The following is a 26,589-nucleotide window of genomic DNA, read 5'->3' on the forward strand; positions in this document are numbered from 1 at the left end:
CCAGTGTGAAATTTATGTAGAATCTTGTATAATTAACGTGTTTCTATGGAAACATTTTCTTGCGCTATTTATATAGGAATTAATAGAACAAGGAAGGAAATACATACATGTATATAATAGATAAATAGAATGGAACATGTATAGAGAAAAAGGAGAGAAAAGATGGCGTGTCAAAAACAAGGGTTACAATTAAATAGCACTAGAAAGAGGAATAGACGATGAAGATGAAACATGCCTTTGGTCCCATAATTTTAGCCTGTATACTCTTTTTCATTGTATTGCTTATTCCTTCAAAGAGTTTAGTATCGCTAATAAGCGATAAAAAAGTAGAAGATGGGGCGACTTCCTTACAAAAAGAAAAATTACAAAGTGTTTTCTTACAGCAGAAAATGTTAGAGAATTCTCAGTATTTACCGATGTACGGTTCATCAGAATTTTTACGAATGGATGCATACCACCCATCTAATTATTTCAAAGTAAATCCAGCAGGTTTTACACCATTTTTAATTGGAACTGGTGGTACACAAAGTTTAGCTCATATTTTGAATATGACATCTACAATGGATGAATTAGAAGGTAAAAAAGTAGTCTTTGTTCTTTCACCACAATGGTTTACAAAGACTGGTGTATCGCAAGGGGATTTCACTAATAATTTCTCCAAACAACAAGCATATCATTTTATTTTTAATGATGAGATAAATCCAGAAATGAAGAAGAAAATCGCGAAACGCCTATTAGATTATAAAGTTGTTCAAGAAGATGATATATTAAAAAATTCATTAGAAGGTATTGTATATAATGATACGAAACATAACATAAAAGCAGGTTTAGTTAAACCACTTGCTTATATGCATCGAAATATTTTAGATCATAGAGATTTATTTAACTCTTTATTTAAGATCGAACCGATGAAAGAGAAAACAAATATCGGACTTCGTTCAATTTCTTGGGAAGACGCACGTAAACACGCGGAACAAGAAGGGAAAGCCGAGTCTACTACAAATACATTCGGAATTGAAAATCCGTATTATCATAAGAATAATCTGAAGAAAAAACTAAAAGGTTTAAAAAACTTTAGAGCGAATGAAACATACGATGAATCACCAGAATACGATGACTTGCAAATTATTTTAGATTTATTTAAAGAGAAAAATGTCAAACCACTCTTTATTTCTGTACCTGTAAATGGACCTTGGTATGATTACACTGGCTTCCCGAAAGAGCGTCGTGAATTGTATTATAATAAAGTTCGAGAACAAGTAGAGAAAGCTGGATATCCAGTAGTTGATTTTTCTAGCCATGAATATGATAAGTATTTCTTAAAAGATACGATTCATTTGGGCTGGAAAGGTTGGATTTATTTTGATGAAGCAGTGCAGAAATTTTATTCTGAGAAATAAAGTACAGAAATCGGAATGGCTATAGCCGTTCCGATTTTTTTTAGTATAGAGGATTTTGGTGAGGGCAATTTGGGAATGCATGTATATCTTGAATTTGTCTATAATCATAATGTTTCATTGCGAACTGAGCTTGGTAAAGGTATTCATACACATATAATTGACCATCATGCGCTGAACATAATACACCAGAAGTTCCTTGCCCATTTATGAAGGAAATACCGACAGGGCGTCCAATTAAGTATGGTATTTTTTGCTGCCAATGCATAGAGGAATCACTCCTTTTTGAGTTAATATACGAAATGAGTGAGTGAATTGTTGCTTATCCATGTAAATGGAGATGGAAAGGTGGCATCTAATTCCTGAAGATTAATTCATATATAAACAAAACCGCTATAATTCATAATGAATTTATAGCGGTTTTATTTATATTCTTAAGCAAGATTTTTACGCTTTTTTGTCCATTTTTTAATAATGAAGTATAAAAGAATAAGTACGACGCCACCAATTGCGAATGATTTCACATAAGGGCCAGCAATATCGTTTATATTCTCCCAATTTTCACCTAGTTTTTCACCTAGATAAATGAAAATGATTGACCAAGGGATGATTGCGAGTGCTGTTAATGTAGTGAAACGTAGTAAAGGCATTTTTGTAATACCAGCAGGAATTGAAATCGCATGACGCACTACTGGAATGAAGCGTGCTGTAAAAATGACGCCAGTTCCGTAACGATTAAACCAATCCTCTGCAGCATCTATTTGTTTTTTATGTATGAAAATATATTTTCCATAACGTTCTAATATAGGGCGTCCGCCGTATCGTCCAAGCCAATAAATAAAGATTTGGGCAATAACACCGCCAATTGTACCGAATATAACTGCGCCTATAAATGAGATGCTTCCATTGAATACTAAGTATCCTGCATAAGCAAGGACGATTTCACTTGGGATAATTTCAATCATAAGTCCAAGCATAATGCCCCAATAACCTAATCCTTCAAAAAACGTTAATACTGAATGAATAAAACTACTTAACATTGTTGCACCTTCTAGTTTATGAATTTTTGAATATAAGATCCTTTTATTTAATAACATAAAAGTTTCACTATATGTAGATTATACCTTATTTACATATGGGATTGCTATTTCAATTCTTTTATGTCTCTCATAAGTATTATAGTAAAGGATATAAGCCCGGTTTTCATGAAGGGATAATGAAAAGATTATTAAAAATTTCTCATAAAAAAAATAGAAGCATTTCTGCTCCTATTTTTTAAGGCTTCACATCTAAGTTCTGTAAAAATAAAGTTGCTGTTACGTAACGCTTTGCTAACATTTGTACATAAGCGGTATGTACAGAAAGGGTCGCAATAATAATAGCGTTACGAATTGCTTCGCGTTGTTCGTTATTAATTTGATCGAACTTGCTTGCGATTTTATCAGCTTTTTCTTTTACGATGTTTTCAATTGTATGAACGGTATCTGTTGCATTTAATTGTAAGCAATTCCCTTGATTGAGTTCTTCAAATAGAGAAGAGTATGCTACATATAAATGAACAGGATTGATTAAATCATCACTTCGATCGGCTGGGTCATTTACAATAAGGCGTAATAGCTTACGAATGGATTCAAAATCAAGTGCTGTTTTTAAATCTTCGACAATAAATAGTAAGGCTGCTTGTTCAATTGAATATTTTTTCCCTTTTTGAGGAGAGCCAATCATTTCTTTTATATCTCGTTTCACCCAGTTTTGCATAGCAGTTACAGAGAAACTTGTGTTTTCAATCTGATTGCCAAGCGCAACTATTTCATTTAAAGAAAAACCGACGTCAGTATCGTCAATTTTAATCAGCTTTTCAAAAATAGGTGAAAGTGCGGTAGTAATAAAAGCTGTAACGCTTTGTCCGCTTTCAATATCTTTTTTATGTGACTTTGCCCAAGCTTCTTGTAAAATACCGAGAGGCTTTTTCGTATTCCATCCTCTTAGTGATAGAAGAAGAGTAGCCATTTCGTTTCGTGTGAGATGAAATGTTTCCATCTTTTCACCTCCAAAATAATAAAAAGTTCTTATGAACTTATAATATGTTTTGTTTCATTTAAAGTCAATTCTGTTTTGCTTAATTTTTCCTTTGTCACCAAACTGTTGAAAGTAAATAATACTTGCATATTTCGGCAAAAGTTCATATAATAAGTTCATAAGAACCTTTAAAATGTTCTTAAAAATAAATCTATCATTCTGAATTTACTAGAAAGATAGATTTCACATATATCTATATAAAAGGAGAATGGATATAATATGTTGAAAAAACTTGTAGCAGTAATGACAGCATTCATGGTTATCTTTGGGGCTAGCAGCTTTATGTTCGTAGATCATGCAGCAGCGAAAAGTTACAAATCTGGTAAAAAATCATTTACACCAAGTTCAGGTCAAAAGTCAAAAGTTGATTTAAACAAAAAAGACTCAAATGTAAATTCTCAAAAAACGACTCCAGATTCAAAAACGAAAGCAACAAACACAGCACCAAAAAGTAATAAAGGAAGCTTTATGAAAGGTTTATTACTAGGTGGTCTTGGTGGTTTACTAATGGGTAGCTTATTTGCAAATATGGGAGCTCTTGGTTCTGTATTAGCGTTTATGGTAAATATGTTAGTAATGGCTGGTATCGTAATGTTAGCAGTTCGTGCATTTAAATACTTCAAAGACCAACGTAAAAAGAAGGCAGATGAAGTAGCATGGAAACAATAAAAATTTCTGAACAAGAATTAATAAATGCGCTTTGCGTATATATCGCTGAAAAAAGACAAGTGGGTCCAGAAGAAGTGTTAGTTGAACTCATGTATGACGATGACTACGGTTTCTCTGCGGAAGTAGAGGTAAATGGTCGCCAGCAAATTTTAATTCAAGCAAACTTAATCGAAGCATTACGTTTATTGCTTGACAGAGAATATAATGTCAATTCATTCGCAGCGAGATTACAACTTGAATTAGATGATGAAGAAGGTATTTACGCATTAGCGAAATTTAATAGTGACGAATAATAAGACTGGTAGGGCTTTATGCTCTAGCAGTTTTTTATTTTAATTTCTATTATTAGTATGTTTCCTATTTTAGGATAAAATTCAATTATTAATAAACTGATGCATTGGTAAAAATATGTTATTCTTATTAAGAATTTTTTATATTAATAGAAGGATATTATGAAAAAGAAATTATTAGCAACAATGGCTGCAGTATGTTTATCTTTAACTGCGTGTAATTCAACGGAACAAACAAAAGATATACAAGCGGACGAAAAAAAAGATAAGAATACTGAACAGCAAACAGCAACAACTAGCCCGAAAGCTAAAGAAATAAAAGAAAAAAGTGCAGTGGAGAGATTATCACAAGATCATAGTGTTTCGTTAGAAGGCGATGGTGCGAATTCTTCTGATTTTTTTGAGTTGAAATCCGGATTTGTTATTGCGGAGGTAGAACATACAGGAGAAAGTAATGCAATTCTAGAGTTAAAAGATGAACAAGGTAATGACTCTGGTTCACTTTCAAATTTTATTGGTAATGGAAAAGAAAAACGTGTAGTATTATTGAACAAGAGTGGAAAATATTTTATTAATCCAATGGCAGATGGTCACTGGAAAGTGAATATGTCTCAGTCTATTCCAATGGATAAAGTAGTAACAGCTCCAGGAACAATTAGTGGTCACGGATCTGATGTTGTTTTTGTAAAGCTTGAAAAAGGTTTGAAAGAATTGCATGGTGTACATAAGAATGGTGAGAGTAATTTTGTAGTTGATTTAAACGATAGCATGATATTTAATGAAATTGGTGCAGCCGATACTACGAAAAAAGTACCTGTAAAAGAAAACGGTATACATATATTCACTATTCAAGCTGATGGTGATTGGACAATTGAAGTGAAATAATTTGAAAAGCTCTCCTTATGTTTTTGGATAAGGGGAGCTTTTTGACAAATAAGTCTTAGTAAATAATTTCTTGTTGTTTATAGAAATCCTTATCATTTGTTTGGAATTTATGCCATAAATCATTCATCTTCTGTCTACCAGCATCAATCATTGGATTAAATTGAATAACTGCTTTTTGACGAACAGAGTGAACGTTTTGAATGGCTTGATATAATTGTTGATCGACTATATCACGTTTTTTACTTGCAAATTTAGCAATAGATAGACCTGCAACTGTTCCTTGCGCCATCGCAATCTTTCCGCTTTCAATCCCAGTGATATTTCCAGCTACAAATAAACCAGGAAGAGGGGTTTCCATAGTTTCAGAATGGAGAGGAACGTGTCCGCCTAATTCTGAAATGTAACGGAAGGGACAACCAGCTACAGCTGCAAGTTCTGCAAGTGGGTATAACCCCCCGGCAATACAAACAAAATCTGCTTCATATATTTGCTCTGATCCATTCATGACATTTCCTTTAGAGTCAATATTAGCAACACGTACACCTTCAACTTGATCTGTTCCAATAATTTCAAGAGCTGCTTTCCGAAGGTGAAGTGGCGTTCCATTTATTTTCATTCCGCTGTTTGGATAGAATGTCAATCCAGCTTTTCGAATCCAATCATATTTCATAAAGTGGCTACCTATACGCAAAATAGCAGAAGGAGCGAGGTGAGCTGCATTTAATAGTGAGTTTAAAACTGCTTCAGGTTCACCAGCTTTTTGACTTAACTCACTTTTTTCAGGGAGTACGATATGATCCACTGTAATTCCCGCTAATTGCAATTCACTTAAAATGGCGAAAGACAAAATGTTAGCACCAATAATGATTCCTTTTTTTCCAACTTGCACGCGATGAACATTTGTCATAACTTGAGCTGCTCCAATTGACATTACTCCTGGAAGTGTCCAGCCGGGAAGGGGAATAGAATATTCCGCAGCACCAGTAGCAAGTAGTACGAACGGCGCTTCTAACGTACCGATATTAGTATGTACAAACCAATTGTTTTCATCTTTATCTAAATTATAGACCGAAACACCACAGCGAATGTGTACTGAAAGTGATTCTGCTTCTTCATAAAGTCGCTTCGATTCTTCTATTCCATTCCACCATTCTCCAGTAGGCTCTTGATGCAACTGTCCTAACAATCTCCCGCCTGGCTTCATAAATTCATCAATAACGAGCACATTTAGTCCAAAACGAGCACAAGAGATAGAAGCTGATAATCCCGCTGGCCCTGCACCGATAATAATTACATCACTCATCGCTTTTTCACCATCTCTCTTACGATATTCGGATGCTGTTTCCCACTTTCAACAACCATGTTTTTTTCTACAACAGTTAAGCATGCTCGTACATTTGTTTGATTATTTACGGTCACGCGGCATTCAGAACAATGCCCGATATTACAATAAATACCTCTCGGTGTTCCGCTATCTTCATGGACTCTTAATGTTCGTATTCCATTTGCTAACAGGGCAGCAGCTATCGTTTCATGTTCATATGCTTCGTATTGATGACCGTTAAATTGAAAAGTGATGCGCTCACTACTTTGTAAAGTGCCTAAAATAGGGTGATGTGTAATTCTACTCATTTACTTTCACCTACCGATCCAAAAGTAACTGCACGTATTGGCGGTTGATATTTTAACGGTATTTCATTAGGAATTGCGTCAGGATTCGCATTTTCAATCATTCGATCTATCATCATTCTACATGTGCGACCGCCGCAAAATCCCATGCCAGCACGTGTTCTTAGTTTTAATTCTCTTGCCGAGCAGTTATATTCAGCAATTGTCGATTGAAGTTGTCCGTATGTAACCTCTTCACAACGACAAACGATTAAGTTGTTTTTATTTGTCATCTGTATTCCTCCTCTAGTTCGGTTTGCACAAATTATATATGCAAAAACTATGCCAATATAGAGGAGGAGAGCTGCCCGTAAAAGCCCGATTGGTGAGGGCTAATAATCAGTGGGGGATGAAGAAAACTTCCACTGATTAAAATTTTACTTTATTGAAGTCCAAGTTTTTTTAAACGGTTATATAAAGTAGCCCTTGTTACGCCAAGTTGTTTTGCGCATTCTAATTTATTCCCATTTAAAATTCGTAAAGCCCGTTCAATAACTTTTTTCTCGTGCTCATCCATCTCTTCTTGTAAAGAAAGGATTGTATTATTGTTGCTGAGTAATAGGGAATGAGCCGTATGGTTGTCTAAAGATTCAGTTGTATGAAATGGCAAATATTCTTGTTTTACAATTCCGTCTGTCGCAAATACGACGAGCCTTTCAACTACGTTACGAAGCTCGCGAATATTACCTGGCCAATTGTAATGAAGCAGTTCATGCATAATGCTTGAAGGTAAGTCGCGAATCGGTCTGTTATAGTTAATTGAAAAATCATTTAAGAATGAGTATGTGAGTTCGATAATATCCTCTCGTCTGTCGCGCAGCGGTGGAATATGCAAGCTAACTACATTTAAGCGATAGTATAAATCTTCTCGGAAAGTTCCTTTTCGCATTTCTTCTTGTAAATCCCGATTTGTAGCAGCGATAATGCGGAAATCAATATTAATTTCTTTTTCGCCACCAACTCGGTAATATTTTCGTTCTTGTAGTACACGTAAAAGTTTCACTTGCATATCGAGCGGCATTTCGCCAATCTCATCGAGGAACAAAGTACCGCCTTGTGCGAGCTCAATTTTACCTTTTTTTCCTTTACTATTCGCTCCAGAAAATGCCCCGCGCTCATAACCGAATAATTCACTTTCAAATAACGCTTCTGGAATTGCCCCGCAGTTAATCGAAATGAAAGGCGCCTTCGCTGCTTCACTTGCTTCATGAATTGCTTTCGCGAATACTTCTTTTCCAACTCCGCTTTCTCCAAGTATTAAGACAGTCGATTTCACCGAACAAACTTTTTTAGCTAATTGTATCGTCCTTTGTATAACAGGGCTTTTTCCATTCATCGCAAGGAATGGATCGGATTCATCTTTATACTTTGCCACTTCCTGTTCTAAACGGTGCATTTCATGTGACATGTTAAATAGTTTTTCATTTAAAGCGACTTGATTTGTAACATCTGTTTCTGAAACGACTGCCCCTATAATTTCATCATTACAATAAACTGGATTTGAATTAATTAATACGAATAAATCTGGACGAGGCTGATGAAACTGAGCGATTATGCTTTTTCCATCATGTAAAGATTGTAAAATTTCCAAGTCTTTATAATCAAAAAAACGAGTAATTGGTTGCCCAATAATTTCATTATGGTTGACTGAAAATATTTTTTCGGCACCATCTGTCCAAGTTCGAACGCATTCTTTATTATCAATGACTGTAACAGAAGAGTCAGTTGTTTGTATTACGGTGTCATAAAACGACTGTAGTTCATTGTAAGACTTATAAAGAAATGGAATCATTTGCTGAGCAGTTATACAGCATATTGGCTCGTCGTTTTCGTTAAGGATGATAACAGCTAATTCATAAGAAAAAGCGTCAATTAATGTAGTGAATGAGTCATCTACATTAATAATGGCGCAACTATATTCTTCTGTAGTAGAAGGGTGGTAATAAAACCTTTCGTCTACTTGCTTAATGTAATCAAGGCTACATGGATGATTGAGTAACAAACTTTCCAAAAACTTTTGTATAGTCGGAAATGAAAATGCCATAATGTCCTCCTGTTATGTATAAGAATTTTGACAGTGATAAAAAAATAATACACCTATTTACTATAAATTTAAAATATTTTTACAAATAAAAATATTTTTTTATAAAAATTGTATATATGTAGAGTTGGCACGTCAATTGCATAAAAGAAAGTGAGAGGTTTAGGGGAAAGGAGGAGTATATTGTGAGGCACTGCGACGTTTTAATTATAGGTGGTGGAATAATAGGGTGCTCTATCGCTTATTACACTTCAAAATACGGTAGAGACGTAACAATCATTGAAAAAGGGGAATTTGTCAGTGGGACGTCTTCACGGTGTGACGGGAATATTTTGGCTATTGATAAAGACCCAGGGTTTGATAGTCAAATGTCTTTAGTAAGTCAAAAATTAGTAACTGATTTAAGTGAAGAGTTAGAGCATTCATTTGAATATAGGGCACCAGGAAGTATTCTCGTATGTGAGTCGGACGAAGAGATGGAAGCTGCGCAGCAATGGGTAAATCGTCAAAAACAAGCTGGTTTACCGTTTCGGATGCTTGATAGACAAGATATAAGAGAAGAATCACCATTTTTCGCAGATGATTTATTAGGTGGGTTAGAATGTGCAACGGATTCGACTGTAAATCCATATCTTCTTGCTTTTTCACTTCTTTCGGAATCGAAGAAATATGGTACGAAAGCTTTTAATCATACGGAAGTGAAAGAAATGAAAAGAGATATAGACGGTTTCTTTATTGTAGAAACGACAAATGGGACGTTTACTGCGAAACAAGTAGTGAACGCAGCCGGTGTGTGGGCTCCGAAAATCGGACAAATCTTGGATATAAATATACCAATTGAACCGAGAAAAGGGCATATTATTGTAGCTTCAAGGCAACAACACGTAGGTTGCCGTAAAGTAATGGAATTCGGTTATTTAATTTCTAAGTTTGGAGGAAAACGAAAAGTAGATGCTTTAACTGAAAAATACGGGGTTGCGCTCGTATTTGAGCCTACTGAAAGTCAAAATTTCTTAATTGGTAGTAGTCGCGAATTTGTAGGATTTCATACGAGAATAAACAATGAAGTTATTAAATGTATCGCAAATAGAGCAATCCGTTTTTATCCGAAAATGGCGGATATGATGGTAATCCGTTCCTATGCAGGCTTACGTCCGTGGACAGAAGACCACTTACCAATTATTTCACGTGTGGAACATATCCCGAACTACTTTATTGCCGCAGGCCATGAAGGGGATGGAATTAGCCTTGCAGCAGTTACAGGGAAAGTAATTGAAGAGTTATTAAATGAAAAAGAAACAATCATTCCTACTGAACCACTTCGTTTGAGTCGTTTTACAGAAAGGGTGTTAAACGGATGAGGTCACAAAGAGTCTTTACGACGATTGATACACATACGGGCGGGAATCCAACGAGGACATTAATTAGCGGACTTCCTAAGTTAATTGGAGAGACGATGGCAGAGAAGATGTTACATATGAAAAAGGAGTATGATTGGATTCGCAATTTGTTAATGAATGAACCGCGTGGTCATGATGTAATGTCAGGGGCATTATTAACAGATCCGTGTCATCCTGAGGCTGATATAGGTGTTATATACATAGAGACAGGTGGATATTTACCGATGTGTGGTCACGATACAATCGGTGTATGTACAGCTTTGGTTGAATCTGGTTTAATTCCAGTAGTTGAACCGGTTACTTCTTTAAAATTAGATACACCAGCTGGCTTAGTTGAAGTAGATATTGCTGTTCAAGATGGAAAAGCGAAAGAAGTCTCTTTCTGTAACATACCAGCTTTTTTATTGAAACATATTACTGTACACGTCGAAGATATTGGAACTGTAGAGGCTGATATTGCGTACGGAGGGAATTTTTATGCCATTATCGATGCGAAGTCGGTAGGGTTAGAGTTAGTACCAGAAAGCGCATCTACAATCATCGATAAAGCGATTCTTATAAGAAATACTATTAATGAGAAATTTGAAATCATTCACCCAGAGTATTCGTTTATAAAAGGGTTAACGCATGTGGAGTTTTATACAGAACCTACTCATGAAAGCGCGCATGTAAAAAATACAGTTGTTGTTCCGCCAGGAGGAATTGATCGGTCTCCATGTGGTACAGGAACTTCAGCAAAGTTAGCTGTATTATACGCAAATCAAAAAATCGAAATGGATGAAGAGTTTGTTCATGAGAGTATCGTTGGCTCTCTATTTAAAGGGCGCGTCATAAATACGACATATGTAGAAAATATTGAAGCTGTCGTAACGAAAATAACAGGTTCAGCTTGGCTAATGGGGATGCATAGATTTTTTTACAATGAAAAGGATCCACTTAAAGAAGGCTTTTTGCTAATTCCGCCGATGGAACATGAAACGGAGGATATAAAATGAACATTCAAAAAATGTATACAGCAGTAGACGTACATGTAAATGGTGAAGCATTTCGTGTAATGAAGGATGTACCATGCAAATACTACTACAGTTTAGAACATTTAAATGAACAATTTTCAGGTGAATTAGCGGACGAAATGAAGCTTTTACTAAATGAGCCACGTGGTTTTATCGGTTTAAATGGATGTATCGTCGTTCCTTCTATTCATAATGAAGTCGATGCAGCTGTATTATTTTTTAATCATGAAGGATCTATTCCGCTTCATTATGGAGGCATTGTCGCAGTCATAACGATGTTACTAGAAAGCGGGTATTTAAAAAAGAAAGAGACGAGCCAATATAAAATCGAAACGTTATCTGGCATATTTTCAGTCTATGCGTATGTAGAGAATGATGAGGTTGTATCTGTTTCGTTTGAAAGTAAGTTATGTTATATGATTGAGAAAAATTTACAGGTTGGTAATATAAGTTACTCTCTTATACAAGCAGATAAAGTATATGCAGTTGTAGAAAAGGATACGTATTCGCCAGAAATTCGTATTGAAAACATTTCTGAATTGAAAAAATGGGGAGAAGCTACACTACAAGCTATACAAAAACAGTCGTTAATAAAAAGGCTTATGTTAGTAGATTCTTCGCAAAAAGAAAAGAACCATATAAAGTCGATTACATTTCATAAAGATAACTTTATCGTACGTTCACCAGGTTTTGTTTCTACTATTGTGTCTTATGTTCATGCGTTATTTAAAAATGATTATATAGTGGATAAACCTTTTATAAATGAAAGTATATTTAATAGCTTTATAACAGTTGAAAAAGTGAAGAAGGAAGAAACGGGTTACATTTTTCGATTTGAAAGTAGAGGATTTATTACAGGGATGCAGACGTTTCTATTAGACCCTACGGATCCGTTTCCGGCAGGTTTCTTATTAAAATAAAATATGAAAAGGAGAGATAAATATGCAAAAAATTAAAGGAGCATTTCCAGTATTAATAACACCGATGGATGAATTTCAGGAAATTAATTGGGATGGGGTAAAACAAAATGTAAATTACTTTATCAACCAAAACGTTGCAGGTATCATCATTAACGGAAGTACAGGAGAGTTTGTAAGTTTATCAAAAGAAGAGCGATTTAAAATGGTAGAAACCGTTTTAAAAGAAGTTGATGGCCGTATTCCCGTTATCGTCGGAACTGCAGCAGAGACGACGAAAGAAACGATTGAGTATACGAAACATGTAGAAGCACATGGAGCAGATTGCGCATTAATTATTAACTCTTATTATTGTAAACCGAAAGAAGAAGAAATCTATTTTCATTTTAAAGAAATCTCAAATGCTGTAAATATACCAATTATGTTATACAATAACCCATTTACTTCTGGTGTTGATATGAGTACAGAATTAATGCTCCGTATTGGAAAAGAGTGTGAAAATGTTACTCATATTAAAGAATCTAGCGGAGATATTCGCAAAGCAAGAGATTTAGTAAGACAAGGTGAAGGTGCTTTTCAAGTATTCTGCGGATCAGAAGATTTAGTTATGGAATCTTATTTAGTCGGTGCAACCGGATGGGTTTCGGTTGCAGGAAATATCGTTCCAGGTCTCGTTACGAAAATGTATGAGCATTTTAAAAATGATGAATTAGAAAAAGCGTGGGAAATAAACGATGCTATTTTACCTCTTTGCGAGTTTCTTGAAGGTTCAGGGAAATATGTTCAGATCGTTAAACGTTCCATGGAATTACATGGGCAAGCTGGAGGACCTTCTCGCTATCCAAGACTAGGGTTAACTGAAGAAGAAGATCAAAAACTTCAAACTATTTTACTAGAAATTGCAGTCCATGCAGCTGTTTAAATTAAGGGGGAGTATATATGTTAACAACAAATATTGAGTTGAAACCAAAAGTGAAAGCGTTTTTAAATGGAGAGATTAAAATGTTTATTAATGGCGAATTTGTTTCTGCTATTAGCGGAAAGACGTTTGAAACGTACAATCCAGCAACAGAAGATGTTCTAGCAGTCGTATGTGAAGCGCAAGAAGAAGATATTGATGCTGCGGTAAAAGCAGCACGATCTGCTTTTGAATCAGGACCTTGGGCAGAAATGACTACTGCTGAAAGAGCGCATCTTATTTATAAATTAGCAGATTTAATTGAAGAGCATAGAGAAGAGTTAGCGCAATTAGAAGCTTTAGATAATGGAAAGCCGTATCAAGTAGCACTTGAGGATGATATTTCAGCGACTGTAGAAAATTATCGTTATTATGCAGGATGGGCTACAAAAATTATTGGACAAACAATCCCAATTTCAAAAGATTACTTAAATTATACGAGACATGAACCTGTTGGTGTTGTAGGTCAGATTATTCCGTGGAACTTTCCGCTCGTTATGTCTTCTTGGAAAATGGGGGCTGCACTGGCGACAGGTTGTACGATCGTATTAAAGCCAGCAGAGCAAACGCCTTTATCTTTACTTTATACAGCGAAACTATTTAAAGAGGCTGGATTTCCAAACGGTGTTGTAAACTTTGTACCAGGATTTGGTCCTGAAGCAGGAGCTGCAATTGTAAATCATCATGACATTGATAAAGTTGCTTTTACAGGATCTACTGTTACAGGAAAGTATATTATGCGTCAGTCTGCAGAAATGATTAAGCATGTAACGTTAGAGCTTGGCGGCAAATCACCAAATATCATTTTAGAAGATGCGGACTTGGAAGAAGCAATTCATGGTGCATTCCAAGGTATTATGTATAATCACGGTCAAAATTGTAGCGCAGGATCACGTGTGTTTGTTCATCGTAAACATTATGAAACTGTAGTAGATGCACTTGTGAAAATGGCGAACAACGTAAAACTTGGAGCGGGTATGGAGCAAGGAACGGAAATGGGCCCACTCGTATCTAAGAAACAACAAGAGCGTGTGCTAAATTATATTGAGCAAGGAAAGAAAGAAGGTGCTACAGTTGCGGCTGGTGGCGAACGTGCGCTTGGAAAAGGTTATTTCGTTAAGCCGACTGTATTCACAGATGTTACAGACGATATGACAATCGTTAAGGAAGAAATATTTGGCCCAGTTGTTGTTGTACTTCCATTTGATTCGACAGAAGAAGTAATTGAACGAGCGAACAAATCATCTTACGGACTTGCTGCGGGTGTATGGACGCAAAATATCAAAACAGGTCATCAAGTGGCGAATAAATTAAAGGCAGGAACAGTGTGGATTAATGATTATAACTTAGAAAATGCAGCAGCACCGTTTGGTGGATATAAACAATCTGGTATTGGCCGCGAATTAGGTTCATATGCGCTTGATAATTATACAGAAGTGAAAAGTGTTTGGGTAAATATAAAGTAATAGGGAGTTTGACTAACAATAAATAAAGGGATGAAATAATGAAAGATGCGGACAACTAGAAAGTTTGATAATAGTTGTCCGTTTTCTTATATATAAAATTGCTTTTCAAAAGAATGATAAGGGGGATTTGGATGGAGAATTTAGTAGAATGGTTAGTAGGGCAAGTGTGGAGCATTGGTTTAGTTGTTTTTGCATTAGGGGCAGGCGTATATTTCACAATTGCAACACGCTTTTTGCAAATTCGTTATTTTAAAGAGATGATTAAACTATTATTTGAAGGAAAGAGTTCAGAGACGGGAATATCATCCTTTCAGGCATTTTGTTTGGCCTTATCAGGAAGAGTTGGAATTGGTAATATCGCAGGGGTAGCGACAGCAATCGCTTTCGGCGGACCTGGAGCTGTATTTTGGATGTGGGTAATGGCTTTGTTAGGGGCAGCGAGTGCATTTGTTGAATCAACATTATCTCAAGTATACAAAAGTAAAATAGGGAATGAATATCGCGGCGGTACACCATATTTCATTGAAAGAGGTTTGAAAATGAAATGGTTTGCAGTCATTGTAGCGGTAGTTGTAACACTTTCATATGGCGTATTATTACCAGGTATTCAATCTAGTAGTATCGCAGTTGGATTCGAAAACTCTAATGGTATTAGCAAATATATAACTGGTATATTATTAGTCATATTATTAGCTGCAATCATTTTTGGAGGCGTAAAGAGAATTGCTGGCGTTTCTCAAATGCTTGTCCCATTTATGGCAATTGGCTATGTAATTGTTACATGTATCGTATTAATTGCAAATGTAACGGAGATTCCAAGTATGTTTGCTTTAATTTTCTCAAGCGCATTTGGTGTAAATGAAATGTTTGGTGGAATTGTTGGTGCAGCTATTGCATGGGGCGTAAAACGCGCTGTATTTTCTAATGTTGCAGGTGTCGGAGAAGCGACGTATAGTTCGGCGGCTGCTGAAGTATCGCATCCTGCAAAACAAGGATTAGTTCAAGCGTTTTCCGTATATATCGATACAATTGTCGTATGTACAGCGACAGCTCTTATGATTTTAATAACAGGTATGTATAATGTTATACCTGAAGGGAAAACCGCTATTGTACAAAACATAAGAAATGTGGAAGCGGGTCCAATATATACACAACAAGCAGTTGAAACTGTGATGACAGGATTTGGTCCAATATTTATTTCAATTGCGATTTTCTTTTTTGCATTTACAACGTTACTCGCTTATTACTATATCGCTGAAACGACACTTACTTATTTAGATCGTCAATTGAAGTATGGCTGGTTAAAACCAGTTTTAAAACTTGGATTTTTAATTATGGTTTACATCGGTAGCGTTGAATCAGCGTCGCTTTTATGGAATCTTGGAGATTTAGGAATCGGTAGTATGGCATGGTTAAACTTAATCGCGATTCTACTATTAAGTAAAATCGCATTAAAAGTGTTAAAAGACTATGAAACGCAGAAAAAAGAAGGGAAAGATCCAGTATTTGATCCTAAAAATGTGGGGATTGAAGGATTAACATTTTGGGAAGAAAGAAGTAAAGAGATTGAAAGGAAAAGCTCTAAAGAAAAAGTAAAAGTGGATGATAGTTTGAAGTTGTAAAGTTACTTAATTAAAAAACTGAAAATTAAATCTTTTGTAGAGGGTGCTGTTACATTAATAATCGTTAGGTCTCAAAATTGCTAAATAATAAAGGAATCTCCTTAAAAAATATTTTAAGGAGATTTTTTATTAAGCTTATTGAAAAAGTTTTAATTGTTTCATATAGTCGATAGCTTTTGTTTTATTACTCTGTTTAGAAACATATTGTGACTCGCTTAAATCTCTATAATAATTGTTAAATAATTGTTCGGAAAGTGTACCGTTTGAAATAGCCTTTTTAACTGCGCAATGTGATTCGTTTGTATGTGTACAATTAGAAAACTTACATTGTCTTGATAATTTTATTATTTCTTCATATCCTAAATCTAAAGTTTCTTTAAAGTCTATTATTTCAAATTTCTTCTTAGTGATAAGTAATCCCTCCATAGTTAAATAGCTTTTTAGAATTGTGTATATAATTTTTTTCGTTCTTTAGCATGATTCACTTTAATATTCAATGCCTTCATAAATCGATTTCTCTACATCAGGAAGAACTGCGTATATGCTCTTACCGATTAAAGCTTCTAATTCTTTCTTAATTGTATAAAACCCTTTCCAATGTAAAGATGTATGGGACGTTGTACCATGACGTAAACCAACTGAAATTAATCTTCTTTCCAGCGTAGTAAAACCTTCCGCGTCAGCAAGAGCGTCACAAAGAGTAATTACTTTGTTGTATAAATCGTAGTTACAATGTTCATTCAATATTTCAACTAACTGGCTTCTCATATGGTCAGGAACGAGACTCCACTCCGCTGCGATATCTATATGTTCATTTTTGCATGGGAATGAGTGTGTAACACATATAACAGCGTTTCCTGTATACCCTAAATCATTCATATACATATAACCGTCGTAGGAATGAATGACCGATTTGGTAAAACCTTTGTATCTTCCGATATCATGCAAAAGGGCAGCATTATATGCTATATCAGCATCTAGATTATAGCCGTTTTTAATAAGTTCTATAATTATATTTTCAGTTGCATGAGCAACATGTATTGAATGTTCAAACCAAGGACCGGGGTTTTGTTCATATGCCCATTCGAGCAATTCTCTTGCGTATGTTCTATCTAATATATATTTCATATCGTTATCCTTTCCCTAAAAAATCATGTCTTAAAGAATTTCATCTTAGTATATCATTATTCCTGCTTTAAAAATTGGTATAATGTAACAAAAGGGGGGAAGTAATGCGAAATTTAGTAATTGAAGAAATTAAGCAAATAGAAAATGATACGGTAGAACTTTCGAAACTTTTGAAAACGGTTGTAGATGATGGGGCGTCAATTGGTTTTTTACCTCCACTGTTACAAAAAGACGCAACAAAGTATTGGCAAACAGTCATAGCGCCAGAAGTGATATTATATGTGGCTAAAATAAACAACGAAGTGGCAGGAAGTATTCAATTACAGTTAGTTACAAAGCCTAACGGAATTCATAGAGCCGAGATTTGCAAATTAATGACTCATCCAAACTTTAGACGTAACGGCATCGGACGATCGCTTATGAAGCAAGCTGAGGAACGAGCAAAGCAAGAAAACAGGTCTCTTTTAGTATTGGATACTAGAGAAGGAGACTCTTCCAATAGATTGTACAAATCATTAGACTACCAAGAAATTGGAACAATACCAGGGTATGCAATGTCTCCTAATGGAAAGTTAGATGCAACGGTTATTTATTATAAGATGATTTAGTATTTTTATTTAAAAAGAGGGATATTTTCAAACAGAAAATTTGTTATTAGGTCTAAGTATCGATTTGTAAAAAGATTGATAATCCCCACTATAATAGGGTGTTCTTTTCATTCATTAACTTCATATTGAATGCTCAATTTGAGGACTAATTTGTATAAGGTATTAACAGGTTTATAAGAGGTATTTTTTTAATAGGAATTTTGAAGTATTTTGGTGAATATTAAATGTTAATCTAAAAGGTGGAGGTTGCTGTAATGTTGAATTTGTTTCAATATAATTGGCAAGTTCGTGATGATTGGTTTACATGGTGCGAAGACATATCGGCCGAAGAACTAGTAAAGAAACGGGTCGGTGGGTTCGACAGTATACTACATACTCTATTTCACATTGTAGATGTGGAATATATGTGGATCTTAGGGTTGCGTGGTGAATCAGTGCCTGAGGAGCCATTATTTGAAGAGTATGCTAGCTTAAAAAAAGTGAAAAATCTTTCAGCTCAATACCACGGGAAAGTGAAGCCATTTGTGACCTCTTGGACAAATGAAATGGATTCTCGGAAACTTTCAAAAGCTGACTTCAATGAAGAGCCAATTAGCTCAAGAGACGCACAAATTAGGCGCCGAGTCATTGAATCTACACACGGAGAGTTAATACGTCATGTCATTGTCCACGAAATCCATCATATCGGCCAGTTATCTATATGGGCACGTGAAATCGGAAAGGAGCCAGTTTCCGCAAATCTGAGAGGGAGAGGGTTATTTGATAACTAGACTAACTTTGCTAATTTCGTAATTTATTTATAAACTTTATTTAATATACTAATTGAATTTGAGAAAGTTTTTAGAGGGTTCTTTTAGTAATACTCTTCCACTTATAATGAATGTAGAGAAGATGACTAGGCAACTATAGTTATTTTCGTTTCATTTTTGAGAAGGGGATGAAAGAATGAAAAAGACAAGTTTACAAAAGGTGAAGAAGGTTATATTAAGTGGCGGGATATTACTTACGGGATTATTAACATTTGGATTTTCAGAAAAGGCTTCAGCTCATGGATATGTAGAATCACCAGCGAGCCGATCTTATTTATGTAAGCAAGGGGTAAATGTAAATTGTGGACCGATTCAATATGAACCACAAAGTGTCGAAGGGATAGGTGGATTTCCGCAACTAGGACCTTCTGATGGACAAATTGCCGGGGCGGGGCATTTTCCTGCTTTAGATGTTCAAACTGTAGATAGGTGGAAGAAAGTTACGTTAAATGGTGGGACGAATACATTCAAGTGGAAACTAACGGCTCCTCATAGTACGAAAGAGTGGAAATATTATATTACGAAAAAAGGTTGGAATCCAAATAAACCTTTAACACGATCAGATTTAGATTTAGTGCCATTCTATGTTAAAAATGACGGTGGAGCTAGACCGGGGACAACAGTAACGCATGAAGCAAATGTACCAACGGATCGCAGTGGATACCATCTTATTTTAGCTGTTTGGGAAATTGCAGATACTGGAAATGCGTTTTATCAAGTTATAGATGTAAACCTTGTGAATAGTGGTTTAGCCTCAAATTTCGTATTTAACAATGTAGTACAAGTTCCTACACTATTTTAAATGAAACATACATTTCGATCATCTAATTCATTTTAGATGATCTTTTTTATGAAAATGATGAAAAATATAGAAGAAAGTGCAATTATTTATAAAAAATTCGGCTTTAAATATTGTCATATTTGCTTCTTTAAGATATCCTTTTCATGAAGAGGTGGAAAACATGGAAAAAGTACTAGTTTTCGGGCATAAAAACCCAGATACAGATGCAATTTGTTCTGCAATTGCTTATGCAGAATTGAAAAAAGAATTAGGAATGAATGCTGAGCCTATACGTTTAGGTGAAATCAGCGGTGAAACTCAATTTGCGTTAGATTATTTTAAAGTAGAAGGTCCGCGTTTTGTTGAGACAGTAGCAAGCGAAGTGGACAACGTTATTTTAGTTGACCATAACGAGCGTCAACAAAGTGCTAACGATATCGAATCAGTTCGTGTGTTAGAAGTTATTGACCATCACCGTATTGCTAACTTTGAAACAAGCGATCCTATATACTATCGTTGTGAGCCAGTTGGATGTACAGCTACAATCTTAAACAAAATGTACAAAGAAAATGGCGTTACAATTCGTAAAGAAGTTGCAGGTTTAATGTTATCTGCAATTATTTCAGATTCTTTACTATTCAAATCTCCAACTTGCACAGAACAAGACGTAGCAGCTGCTCGTGAATTAGCGGAAATCGCTGGTGTAGATGCTGATAGCTACGGCTTAGAAATGTTAAAAGCTGGTGCTGACTTAAGCGGAAAAACAATGGAGCAACTAATCTCTCTTGACGCTAAAGAATTCCAAATGGGTAATGCGAAAGTTGAAATCGCACAAGTAAACGCTGTTGATACAAACGACGTTCTAGTACACCAAGCGGAACTTGAAAAAGTAATCTCTGTAGTAGTAGAAGAAAAAGGTTTAGACCTATTCTTATTTGTTGTAACTGATATCTTAACTAACGATTCTGTCGGTCTTGCGATCGGTAAAGCAGCAAACGTTGTTGAGAAAGCATACAACGTATCACTAGAAAACAACACAGCTACTTTAAAAGGTGTTGTATCTCGTAAAAAACAAATCGTACCAGTATTAACAGAAGCATTCCAAGCTTAATCGTATTGCGTACAGATGAACAGAAAAGGACAAGTAGTCAGATTGGCTACTTGTCCTTTTTTATCTATAAAAAACAGAAAATTTAAACTTTAAAATTGGAGGATTGTTTATGTTTAATGATTTGGAGAGTAAATTACAGTCACTTTTAGAGCGAAATATTACGTCTGTTTCAGAGTTAGAGAGCTGGCTTTCGGAGGAACTGCGTTTAAACGCTGAAATAGAAGAGGAGTTAACGAATAATTTAATCGCTATGTATAGAGACACAAAAGATAGTAATATACGTGATGTACATATGTATAACCAAAATACAATTCAACCACTTTTAAAAAGGTACAATGCGAAATTTGACCAGAAATTTAGAGAATGTCAGTTTTCCGATTTATTAGATGAGCGGAAATATGGATTTATGAAAAAAGCAAGATTTGTGAAGAGTAAAATGTTTAATGAAAAGAACATTTCTCTCTTCATTAAAGAACAAGAGCTTATTACGAAGTATAGAGAAATAATGTCGAGCATATCTATTCATTGGGAAGGTGAGCAAAAGACGTATGCATACGTAAAAGCAAAGTTAGATAACCCAAATAGAGCTATTCGAGAAAAAGCTTGGTATGCTTTATGTGAAGCAAGAAGTGTAGTGAAACCAGAAGTGGATTGTATTATGAATGAACTTATACAGTTACGGAACCAGATAGCTTTAAATGCAGGGTTTAATAATTATAGTGAGTATGCTTTTAAACAAAAAAATAGAGATTACAGTATTGAAGACTGTTATAAGTTTCATGAGTCGATAGAAAGGTGTGTTGTACCAATTTGGAAACAGTTAGGTAGTCTTTTTAAAAAGAATCTTGATGTAAAAACGTATCGTCCTTGGGATCTTGCTCCTTGTAATTTGCAAAAAGCTTCATTTCAAAATGCCATTGATTTATTGGATGGGGTTGAAGAAATGTTACGGGTGACCGATTCATGTTTTCATAAGGAATTTACTCATATAAGGAAAGCGGGATTAATTGACGTACAAGAACGGAAAAATAAAGCACCAGGAGCTGCTTGTTTTACCTTACCTCATAGTAAAGACGTTTTTGTTTATTCTAATTTTAGTCCTTCATTTTATGCAATTAATGCACTAATACATGAAATGGGGCATGCATTGCATTTTGATAAACAATTTAACAATGAAAGTAGTATGCAGGAAAGATATCTTCGTGAAGAGGTGGCGGAACTTTATTCCCTTAGCCTGGAGTTACTGTTAATGAATAAGCTTAATATTTTTTATACGCAAGAGGATGATTATAAAGAAGTACAGCGAGTTCAATTATATCGTACTTTATCGTTATTAATATCGTCAGTTTCAGGAGATGTATTCCAGCACTGGCTTTATACAAGTCCAAACCATTCATCAGAAGAGCGTGATGAGAAATATGTTGAACTATGTAAAAGGTATCAACATTCATCAGTCGATATTGCAGGATTAGAGAATGAAATCGGTTCGAGTTGGTTAGAGACATTTCACTTTGTTCAGTTTCCTTTTTATAAAATTGAATATGCAATTGCGCAAATAGGAGCAATGCAATTGTTCCAAATTTATCGAGAGGATCCAGAACAAGCAATTGCTCTCTTTAAAGAGGGAGCGAGTTCAGATTGGAATTTACCTATACAGGAAATATATAGAAATACAGGTGTTGCGTTTGACTTTTCGGAAGAAAGGATACAAAGTTCTGCAAGGGCTATTTTAGATTTGATTAACGAATTAAAATAAGGATAGCGTTAGCTATCCTTATAATCGTTTATTCGTAAGATTTTTTCTTGTTTATATAAAATGTAATTATAGCAGTAATGAAGAAAATAGGTATCGCATACACTTGCCCAACAAATAACTTCCAGCCGACATAATTATAGCCTTCAGATGCTGGGATGATAACGGAAATAACGCAAACGATAAAATAGACTAATAGTGCAGGGATAATATTTTTCATTTTTATGAACCTCCTTTTTAATTTATACGTCTCGATATCACAATTTAGTTTTATTATTTTGAAAAAATGAAAAAATTTTATGGTATTATAATACTTGCAAAGAAAGTGATTCATAGTACATATATGGTAAAACATGTAATTTAAACTTTCGGAATTATTATATAGTATTTCGAGAGAAAAATGTACAAAATAACGAATTTTCCATACGGAAGTAAAGGGAGTAGAAATATATATGAAAAGACTATGTATAATTCCATGTGGAAAAAAGAAAATTTGGGATAAGTATTCAGATTACGGACCGATGGAAGCGAAAGATGTATATATTAGTCCGTTCGGAAAAGCGTGTCAGGCGTACGCAACTATGTTTTTCGAAAACTGGGTTATATTATCAGCGAAGCATGGATTTTTAAGACCAAATGATATTGTATTAGAAAATTATGATCTTGCATTTGATTCAAAAAGCGATGAGGTTATAAATATAGAGCAATTACAAAAACAGATGATAGATAAAAATTTACTACAGTTTGACGAAATCGTCTTACTAGCAGGGAAAAAGCATAAAAAAGTAGTGACAAAGTTATATCCAGAAGAAATGATTACATATCCGTTAGAAGGATGTAAAGGCATTGGATATATGTTACAGAGGTTGAAAGAGGCTGTGAAGGAAGGGGAGGAAATATAGGTATACTTTCAGTCATCTGGATCTTAAACTCTATTTATTTAGGGAGCTGAAACGTAAAATAGATTTTTTAGGCATCGCCAAAAAGGTGATGCTTTTTTGTTCGTGCCGCCATTCAAGTTAATGAAATTTAGAGAGTAGATAATCCGATTTATGACGCCCATCTTATTTTATATCGAAAATGAATTACTTCCACTTTTAGAAAATGCAGGATATATGGGTCTAATGGGTACAGTTAAGGTTTCAAGTAGGAATAGCAATAAGACAAGTTTTGAATATGATATTAAGAAAGGAGATGTTGATGAATAATGGCTAGATATAGTTTGCACGGAGGACACAATAGTAATGTTCAAGGTGCTAATTTCGGGAATCGGAAAGAACACATTTTGGATAGGCAAGTTAAAGATGCTGTGGCAGCTAAGTTAAGAGCTTTAGGGCACACGGTTTATGACGATACGGACGAGGTAGGGACAACTCAATCACAAAATTTAAATAATATCATTCGGAATAGTAATTCACATGCTGTGGATTTAGTTATTTCTTTTCATCTTAATGCAAGCGATGGAAATGGACAGGGTGTTGAGGTTCTGTATTATGATCAGAAAGACTTGGCGGCTAAAATCTCAGCTCAACTAGCAAAAGATATTGGATGGCGTGATCGAGGTGCGAAACAACGTACAGATTTAGCGGTATTAAATGGGACTAAAGCACCGGCTATTCTTATCGAATTAGGATTTATTGATAATGAATCCGATATGGCAAAATGGAATGTTGATAAAATCGCTAATTCTATTGTATTTGCTCTTACAGGACAAACTGGAGGAGGTGGTGCAGTGGATTTGCTCAAAGTGAAAACTGGTGGTGTAGGATTTAGTAATTTACAAGCTTTAGCTCAAGCGATGGTTGATGCAGGTATTGATGGACAAATTGTCGTTCAGAAAGACGGCATTGGTTACGCTATAACGAATGGCTTTCCGTCCGGAAATATCGATAAATTTACAGCTTGGCTAGATGCACGTAAGTGGTACTATGAGTATTTGAAATAAAACTAATGATTAGTGGGTTAAAAATAAAAGTTGTTTTATACTGTTTCAATGGTTCACGGTAATATAAAGTGAAAATATACTATATAACTACAAATGTGTAAAATAGTGCACCAAACCACCTATCAAAAAGGTGGTTTTAATTATATACTTTGGTTTTTTGAATAATCATATTTTAAATTCGGAATCATATTCTATTTTTCGATATATAAGTTGAATTTTAAATCATTATTAACTAATACAAAATCTCTACTGCCAATTAAAAAACTGATTTGATTGTTTAAGGGATAAGAGCAAAAAAACAAGCTGTGAATATAATAATAATAAAGGAGATGATGAATATTGGGTTACATTGTAGATGTTTCGAAATGGAATGGCAATATTAACTGGGATGTGGCAGCACTGCAATTAGATTTTGTAATTGCACGAGTGCAAGATGGTTCAAATTATGTAGATCCTTTATATAAAAATTATGTACAAGCAATGAAAGCAAAAAACATTCCGTTTGGTAATTATGCGTTCTGTCGTTTTGTTTCAGTAGAGGATGCACGGATAGAGGCGAGAGACTTTTGGGGCCGTGGTGATAAAAGTGCCACAGTTTGGGTAGCTGACGTAGAAGTAAAAACAATGAACGATATGAGAGTGGGTGCACAAGCCTTTATAGATGAATTACGTAGATTAGGAGCTAAGAAGGTTGGTTTATATATTGCTCACCATATGTATGTTCCATTTGGAATGGCAAATGTTAATTCTGATTTTGTATGGATTCCTCGTTATGGTGGTAACAAACCGGCGTATCCTTGTGATATGTGGCAATATACAGAAACAGGGAATGTAGCTGGTATCGGAACGTGTGATTTAAACGAGTTAATTGGAAATAAACCGTTATCTTGGTTTACAAATCAAACGGTTGAGCCAATAGAAAAACAAGAAGGGGTTGGAATTATAGTGAATAAATATAATAAAGTAGTTACTTATGAATTTGGTGTAAATTTAATTCCTGACATGATTCAAATGATGGATAAGCTTGGATATACTTCTAAAATAATATCTCGTGGAAATAATCAAGGACTTGTGTATTTCGAGACAGATTATCGTCAAGGGAACGAACTGGACAAAGCAACGGCTTGGTTAGATACGAAAGGAATTAAATATTTTTATACAAAAGAGTAGTTTGCTAAATAAAAATAAGAGCCGTCATGGGACGGTTTTTTATTGTTATGTAATCTTCTAACTCTACTTATAATACGTAGAAATAGACTAATAAACTAGTCTTTTATACTTTCAAACATAGAATATGATGAATTCTATTAAGGAGGGGGCGTATTTATGGGGAACACTTATCATTGTGGGCATTCCCGAGATTGTAATAAATTTTGGGGTAATTTAATGTTTGGGAGATGTAGATGTAAACGCAGAGATTTTCACGAATGTCGTTGCAAAGAAAAACCGGAATGTGAATGTGAAAAATGCCATTGTAGGCATGAACAGGAAGGGTATAGATAATAAAAAAGAGTACGTATCGCACTCTTTTTTTGGGGATTATATTCCATCTTGAACAGATTTTTTTACAATTACCCATGTGTCTTTCTTTTTAACCGTTATAGCTACATTAGTTCCATTAGATTCCTTATAAAAGATATATCCATTGTTTGAGTTTACATATGTTACTGGTTCACCTATGCAATCTCGTGAACAGGATTTGTTGACCAGTTCAATTAAGGATAGTTCGCTTGGATCGGTTTTACTTGCTTCTATAACGGTATCAAGGTTCGTTTTACGATAGCCTTGCAAGTTTATATGAAAAACCTGCTCTATTTCTCCTGTAATGCTAGTATTCATTACTTCTACTGAATTCTTTTTTTCTTGAAGAAAGCCGTTTTCATAAAGTAATTTTGTATATCCAATCCATGCTATTAACACTAGCATGAAAAACATACCCGTCATTTTAAGCATTCGAAGTCGTTTACTTATAATTGTTTCTGAGTATTTCATTCAGTCTAATCCTCCAATGTTTTTAATTTAAAATATGCTTGGATACATACTTTTAGA

29 protein-coding genes are annotated in these 26,589 nt (G+C 34.9%); 18 read left to right on the plus strand and 11 right to left on the minus strand.

What is annotated here, in order from left to right:
• Positions 1-218: 218 nt before the first annotated feature.
• Complete coding sequence (gene dltD / locus COK05_RS16945) at positions 219-1,400, plus strand: D-alanyl-lipoteichoic acid biosynthesis protein DltD (protein WP_098613494.1); 1,182 nt, start codon at positions 219-221, stop codon at positions 1,398-1,400.
• Between the two features lie 40 nt (positions 1,401-1,440).
• Here the strand turns inward: dltD and COK05_RS16950 are convergent, their stop codons facing one another.
• The 3 genes from COK05_RS16950 to COK05_RS16960 all read right to left on the minus strand — a co-directional run bounded on the left by COK05_RS16950 (position 1,441) and on the right by COK05_RS16960 (position 3,437).
• Entirely contained in the window at positions 1,441-1,665 is a 225-nt protein-coding gene (locus COK05_RS16950; protein ID WP_098613495.1) for a hypothetical protein, read from the minus strand.
• 166 nt (positions 1,666-1,831) lie between these two features.
• Positions 1,832-2,437: a DedA family protein gene (locus tag COK05_RS16955; RefSeq protein ID WP_098613709.1), complete on the minus strand. Its 606-nt coding sequence runs from the start codon at positions 2,435-2,437 to the stop codon at positions 1,832-1,834.
• Positions 2,438-2,672: 235 nt separating this feature from the next.
• Positions 2,673-3,437 carry a DUF1836 domain-containing protein gene (locus tag COK05_RS16960; protein WP_000447231.1) on the minus strand — a complete coding sequence of 255 codons (765 nt, stop codon included), beginning with the start codon at positions 3,435-3,437 and terminating at the stop codon, positions 2,673-2,675.
• A gap of 258 nt (positions 3,438-3,695) precedes the next feature.
• Here COK05_RS16960 and COK05_RS16965 point away from each other — a divergent pair, with 258 nt between their 5' ends.
• The 3 genes from COK05_RS16965 (at position 3,696) to COK05_RS16975 (ending at position 5,320) form a co-directional block, all read left to right on the plus strand.
• A complete protein-coding gene (locus tag COK05_RS16965) occupies positions 3,696-4,145 on the plus strand; it encodes a hypothetical protein (RefSeq protein WP_000914478.1) in 450 nt (149 codons plus the stop codon).
• Positions 4,133-4,438, plus strand: coding sequence for a YxcD family protein (locus COK05_RS16970; protein WP_078993768.1), 306 nt, complete (start codon positions 4,133-4,135; stop codon positions 4,436-4,438). Before COK05_RS16965 ends, COK05_RS16970 begins: the two co-directional genes overlap by 13 nt.
• A gap of 159 nt (positions 4,439-4,597) precedes the next feature.
• Positions 4,598-5,320 (plus strand): hypothetical protein, encoded by a 723-nt coding sequence (locus COK05_RS16975; RefSeq protein WP_098613496.1) that lies wholly within the window; start codon positions 4,598-4,600, stop codon positions 5,318-5,320.
• A 55-nt stretch (positions 5,321-5,375) separates the two neighbouring features.
• Here the strand turns inward: COK05_RS16975 and COK05_RS16980 are convergent, their stop codons facing one another.
• The 4 genes from COK05_RS16980 to COK05_RS16995 form a co-directional block, all read right to left on the minus strand.
• On the minus strand, positions 5,376-6,623 hold the full coding sequence (locus tag COK05_RS16980; protein ID WP_098613497.1) for an NAD(P)/FAD-dependent oxidoreductase: 1,248 nt from the start codon (positions 6,621-6,623) through the stop codon (positions 5,376-5,378).
• Positions 6,620-6,952: a (2Fe-2S)-binding protein gene (locus tag COK05_RS16985; protein ID WP_098613498.1), complete on the minus strand. Its 333-nt coding sequence runs from the start codon at positions 6,950-6,952 to the stop codon at positions 6,620-6,622. The genes COK05_RS16980 and COK05_RS16985 overlap by 4 nt, the downstream gene beginning before the upstream one ends.
• Positions 6,949-7,221, minus strand: coding sequence for a (2Fe-2S)-binding protein (locus tag COK05_RS16990; protein WP_098613499.1), 273 nt, complete (start codon positions 7,219-7,221; stop codon positions 6,949-6,951). The genes COK05_RS16985 and COK05_RS16990 overlap by 4 nt, the downstream gene beginning before the upstream one ends.
• A 149-nt stretch (positions 7,222-7,370) precedes the next feature.
• Positions 7,371-9,032: a sigma-54 interaction domain-containing protein gene (locus COK05_RS16995; RefSeq protein WP_098613500.1), complete on the minus strand. Its 1,662-nt coding sequence runs from the start codon at positions 9,030-9,032 to the stop codon at positions 7,371-7,373.
• A gap of 182 nt (positions 9,033-9,214) precedes the next feature.
• Between COK05_RS16995 and COK05_RS17000 the strand changes: the two genes are divergently transcribed.
• From COK05_RS17000 to COK05_RS17025, 6 genes are all read left to right on the plus strand, one after another.
• Complete coding sequence (locus COK05_RS17000) at positions 9,215-10,390, plus strand: NAD(P)/FAD-dependent oxidoreductase (RefSeq protein WP_098613501.1); 1,176 nt, start codon at positions 9,215-9,217, stop codon at positions 10,388-10,390.
• Positions 10,387-11,424: a proline racemase family protein gene (locus COK05_RS17005; RefSeq protein ID WP_098613502.1), complete on the plus strand. Its 1,038-nt coding sequence runs from the start codon at positions 10,387-10,389 to the stop codon at positions 11,422-11,424. Before COK05_RS17000 ends, COK05_RS17005 begins: the two co-directional genes overlap by 4 nt.
• Complete coding sequence (locus tag COK05_RS17010; RefSeq protein ID WP_098613503.1) at positions 11,421-12,362, plus strand: proline racemase family protein; 942 nt, start codon at positions 11,421-11,423, stop codon at positions 12,360-12,362. The genes COK05_RS17005 and COK05_RS17010 overlap by 4 nt, the downstream gene beginning before the upstream one ends.
• Positions 12,363-12,384: 22 nt before the next feature.
• Positions 12,385-13,281, plus strand: a complete 897-nt coding sequence (gene dapA / locus COK05_RS17015; protein WP_098613504.1) for a 4-hydroxy-tetrahydrodipicolinate synthase — start codon at positions 12,385-12,387, stop codon at positions 13,279-13,281.
• A 17-nt stretch (positions 13,282-13,298) separates the two neighbouring features.
• Complete coding sequence (locus tag COK05_RS17020; protein WP_098613505.1) at positions 13,299-14,783, plus strand: aldehyde dehydrogenase family protein; 1,485 nt, start codon at positions 13,299-13,301, stop codon at positions 14,781-14,783.
• Between the two features lie 131 nt (positions 14,784-14,914).
• Complete coding sequence (locus COK05_RS17025; RefSeq protein ID WP_098613506.1) at positions 14,915-16,405, plus strand: alanine/glycine:cation symporter family protein; 1,491 nt, start codon at positions 14,915-14,917, stop codon at positions 16,403-16,405.
• A 135-nt stretch (positions 16,406-16,540) separates the two neighbouring features.
• On the opposite strand, the gene COK05_RS17030 is transcribed toward COK05_RS17025, so the two are convergent.
• Both COK05_RS17030 and COK05_RS17035 read right to left on the minus strand, forming a co-directional pair.
• A complete protein-coding gene (locus tag COK05_RS17030) occupies positions 16,541-16,831 on the minus strand; it encodes a hypothetical protein (RefSeq protein ID WP_098613507.1) in 291 nt (96 codons plus the stop codon).
• Between the two features lie 60 nt (positions 16,832-16,891).
• Entirely contained in the window at positions 16,892-17,533 is a 642-nt protein-coding gene (locus COK05_RS17035; protein ID WP_098613508.1) for an HD domain-containing protein, read from the minus strand.
• Positions 17,534-17,637: 104 nt separating this feature from the next.
• Between COK05_RS17035 and COK05_RS17040 the strand changes: the two genes are divergently transcribed.
• From COK05_RS17040 to COK05_RS17060, 5 genes are all read left to right on the plus strand, one after another.
• Complete coding sequence (locus COK05_RS17040; protein WP_098613509.1) at positions 17,638-18,141, plus strand: GNAT family N-acetyltransferase; 504 nt, start codon at positions 17,638-17,640, stop codon at positions 18,139-18,141.
• Positions 18,142-18,395: 254 nt separating this feature from the next.
• On the plus strand, positions 18,396-18,911 hold the full coding sequence (locus COK05_RS17045; RefSeq protein ID WP_098613510.1) for a DinB family protein: 516 nt from the start codon (positions 18,396-18,398) through the stop codon (positions 18,909-18,911).
• A gap of 175 nt (positions 18,912-19,086) precedes the next feature.
• Complete coding sequence (locus COK05_RS17050; RefSeq protein ID WP_098613511.1) at positions 19,087-19,752, plus strand: lytic polysaccharide monooxygenase; 666 nt, start codon at positions 19,087-19,089, stop codon at positions 19,750-19,752.
• A 160-nt stretch (positions 19,753-19,912) separates the two neighbouring features.
• Positions 19,913-20,842, plus strand: a complete 930-nt coding sequence (gene ppaC, locus COK05_RS17055; protein WP_098613512.1) for a manganese-dependent inorganic pyrophosphatase — start codon at positions 19,913-19,915, stop codon at positions 20,840-20,842.
• A gap of 109 nt (positions 20,843-20,951) precedes the next feature.
• Positions 20,952-22,598 (plus strand): M3 family oligoendopeptidase, encoded by a 1,647-nt coding sequence (locus tag COK05_RS17060; protein WP_098613513.1) that lies wholly within the window; start codon positions 20,952-20,954, stop codon positions 22,596-22,598.
• A 28-nt stretch (positions 22,599-22,626) separates the two neighbouring features.
• On the opposite strand, the gene COK05_RS17065 is transcribed toward COK05_RS17060, so the two are convergent.
• Positions 22,627-22,815, minus strand: a complete 189-nt coding sequence (locus tag COK05_RS17065; protein ID WP_000789485.1) for a DUF4017 family protein — start codon at positions 22,813-22,815, stop codon at positions 22,627-22,629.
• 232 nt (positions 22,816-23,047) lie between these two features.
• On the opposite strand from COK05_RS17065, the gene COK05_RS17070 reads away from it, so the two are divergent.
• The 3 genes from COK05_RS17070 to COK05_RS17080 all read left to right on the plus strand — a co-directional run bounded on the left by COK05_RS17070 (position 23,048) and on the right by COK05_RS17080 (position 25,710).
• A complete protein-coding gene (locus tag COK05_RS17070; protein WP_098613514.1) occupies positions 23,048-23,497 on the plus strand; it encodes a DUF6884 domain-containing protein in 450 nt (149 codons plus the stop codon).
• Positions 23,498-23,802: 305 nt separating this feature from the next.
• Positions 23,803-24,540 (plus strand): N-acetylmuramoyl-L-alanine amidase, encoded by a 738-nt coding sequence (locus COK05_RS17075; protein WP_098613515.1) that lies wholly within the window; start codon positions 23,803-23,805, stop codon positions 24,538-24,540.
• 339 nt (positions 24,541-24,879) lie between these two features.
• Positions 24,880-25,710, plus strand: a complete 831-nt coding sequence (locus COK05_RS17080; protein WP_098613516.1) for a GH25 family lysozyme — start codon at positions 24,880-24,882, stop codon at positions 25,708-25,710.
• A 369-nt stretch (positions 25,711-26,079) separates the two neighbouring features.
• On the opposite strand, the gene COK05_RS17085 is transcribed toward COK05_RS17080, so the two are convergent.
• Positions 26,080-26,532, minus strand: coding sequence for a hypothetical protein (locus COK05_RS17085; RefSeq protein WP_098613517.1), 453 nt, complete (start codon positions 26,530-26,532; stop codon positions 26,080-26,082).
• Positions 26,533-26,589 lie beyond the last annotated feature (57 nt).

This window comes from Bacillus cereus (assembly GCF_002567495.1).
In the GTDB taxonomy this organism is placed as follows: domain Bacteria; phylum Bacillota; class Bacilli; order Bacillales; family Bacillaceae_G; genus Bacillus_A; species Bacillus_A cereus_AQ.

Bases quoted from the DNA above. Each gene is read 5' to 3' on its own strand.
- COK05_RS17075 (WP_098613515.1), top strand. From the start codon at position 23,803: ATGGCTAGATATAGTTTGCACGGAGGACACAATAGTAATGTTCAAGGT.
- dapA (WP_098613504.1), top strand. From the start codon at position 12,385: ATGCAAAAAATTAAAGGAGCATTTCCAGTATTAATAACACCGATGGAT.
- COK05_RS16975 (WP_098613496.1), top strand. From the start codon at position 4,598: ATGAAAAAGAAATTATTAGCAACAATGGCTGCAGTATGTTTATCTTTA.
- COK05_RS16980 (WP_098613497.1), bottom strand. From the start codon at position 6,623: ATGAGTGATGTAATTATTATCGGTGCAGGGCCAGCGGGATTATCAGCT.
- COK05_RS16995 (WP_098613500.1), bottom strand. From the start codon at position 9,032: ATGGCATTTTCATTTCCGACTATACAAAAGTTTTTGGAAAGTTTGTTA.
- COK05_RS16950 (WP_098613495.1), bottom strand. From the start codon at position 1,665: ATGCATTGGCAGCAAAAAATACCATACTTAATTGGACGCCCTGTCGGT.
- ppaC (WP_098613512.1), top strand. From the start codon at position 19,913: ATGGAAAAAGTACTAGTTTTCGGGCATAAAAACCCAGATACAGATGCA.
- COK05_RS16965 (WP_000914478.1), top strand. From the start codon at position 3,696: ATGTTGAAAAAACTTGTAGCAGTAATGACAGCATTCATGGTTATCTTT.
- COK05_RS16990 (WP_098613499.1), bottom strand. From the start codon at position 7,221: ATGACAAATAAAAACAACTTAATCGTTTGTCGTTGTGAAGAGGTTACA.
- COK05_RS17035 (WP_098613508.1), bottom strand. From the start codon at position 17,533: ATGAAATATATATTAGATAGAACATACGCAAGAGAATTGCTCGAATGG.
- COK05_RS17005 (WP_098613502.1), top strand. From the start codon at position 10,387: ATGAGGTCACAAAGAGTCTTTACGACGATTGATACACATACGGGCGGG.
- COK05_RS17020 (WP_098613505.1), top strand. From the start codon at position 13,299: ATGTTAACAACAAATATTGAGTTGAAACCAAAAGTGAAAGCGTTTTTA.
- COK05_RS17030 (WP_098613507.1), bottom strand. From the start codon at position 16,831: ATGGAGGGATTACTTATCACTAAGAAGAAATTTGAAATAATAGACTTT.
- COK05_RS17045 (WP_098613510.1), top strand. From the start codon at position 18,396: ATGTTGAATTTGTTTCAATATAATTGGCAAGTTCGTGATGATTGGTTT.
- COK05_RS17025 (WP_098613506.1), top strand. From the start codon at position 14,915: ATGGAGAATTTAGTAGAATGGTTAGTAGGGCAAGTGTGGAGCATTGGT.
- COK05_RS17050 (WP_098613511.1), top strand. From the start codon at position 19,087: ATGAAAAAGACAAGTTTACAAAAGGTGAAGAAGGTTATATTAAGTGGC.
- COK05_RS17070 (WP_098613514.1), top strand. From the start codon at position 23,048: ATGAAAAGACTATGTATAATTCCATGTGGAAAAAAGAAAATTTGGGAT.
- COK05_RS16960 (WP_000447231.1), bottom strand. From the start codon at position 3,437: ATGGAAACATTTCATCTCACACGAAACGAAATGGCTACTCTTCTTCTA.
- COK05_RS17010 (WP_098613503.1), top strand. From the start codon at position 11,421: ATGAACATTCAAAAAATGTATACAGCAGTAGACGTACATGTAAATGGT.
- COK05_RS16985 (WP_098613498.1), bottom strand. From the start codon at position 6,952: ATGAGTAGAATTACACATCACCCTATTTTAGGCACTTTACAAAGTAGT.
- COK05_RS16955 (WP_098613709.1), bottom strand. From the start codon at position 2,437: ATGTTAAGTAGTTTTATTCATTCAGTATTAACGTTTTTTGAAGGATTA.
- COK05_RS16970 (WP_078993768.1), top strand. From the start codon at position 4,133: ATGGAAACAATAAAAATTTCTGAACAAGAATTAATAAATGCGCTTTGC.
- COK05_RS17065 (WP_000789485.1), bottom strand. From the start codon at position 22,815: ATGAAAAATATTATCCCTGCACTATTAGTCTATTTTATCGTTTGCGTT.
- dltD (WP_098613494.1), top strand. From the start codon at position 219: ATGAAGATGAAACATGCCTTTGGTCCCATAATTTTAGCCTGTATACTC.
- COK05_RS17040 (WP_098613509.1), top strand. From the start codon at position 17,638: ATGCGAAATTTAGTAATTGAAGAAATTAAGCAAATAGAAAATGATACG.
- COK05_RS17085 (WP_098613517.1), bottom strand. From the start codon at position 26,532: ATGAAATACTCAGAAACAATTATAAGTAAACGACTTCGAATGCTTAAA.
- COK05_RS17060 (WP_098613513.1), top strand. From the start codon at position 20,952: ATGTTTAATGATTTGGAGAGTAAATTACAGTCACTTTTAGAGCGAAAT.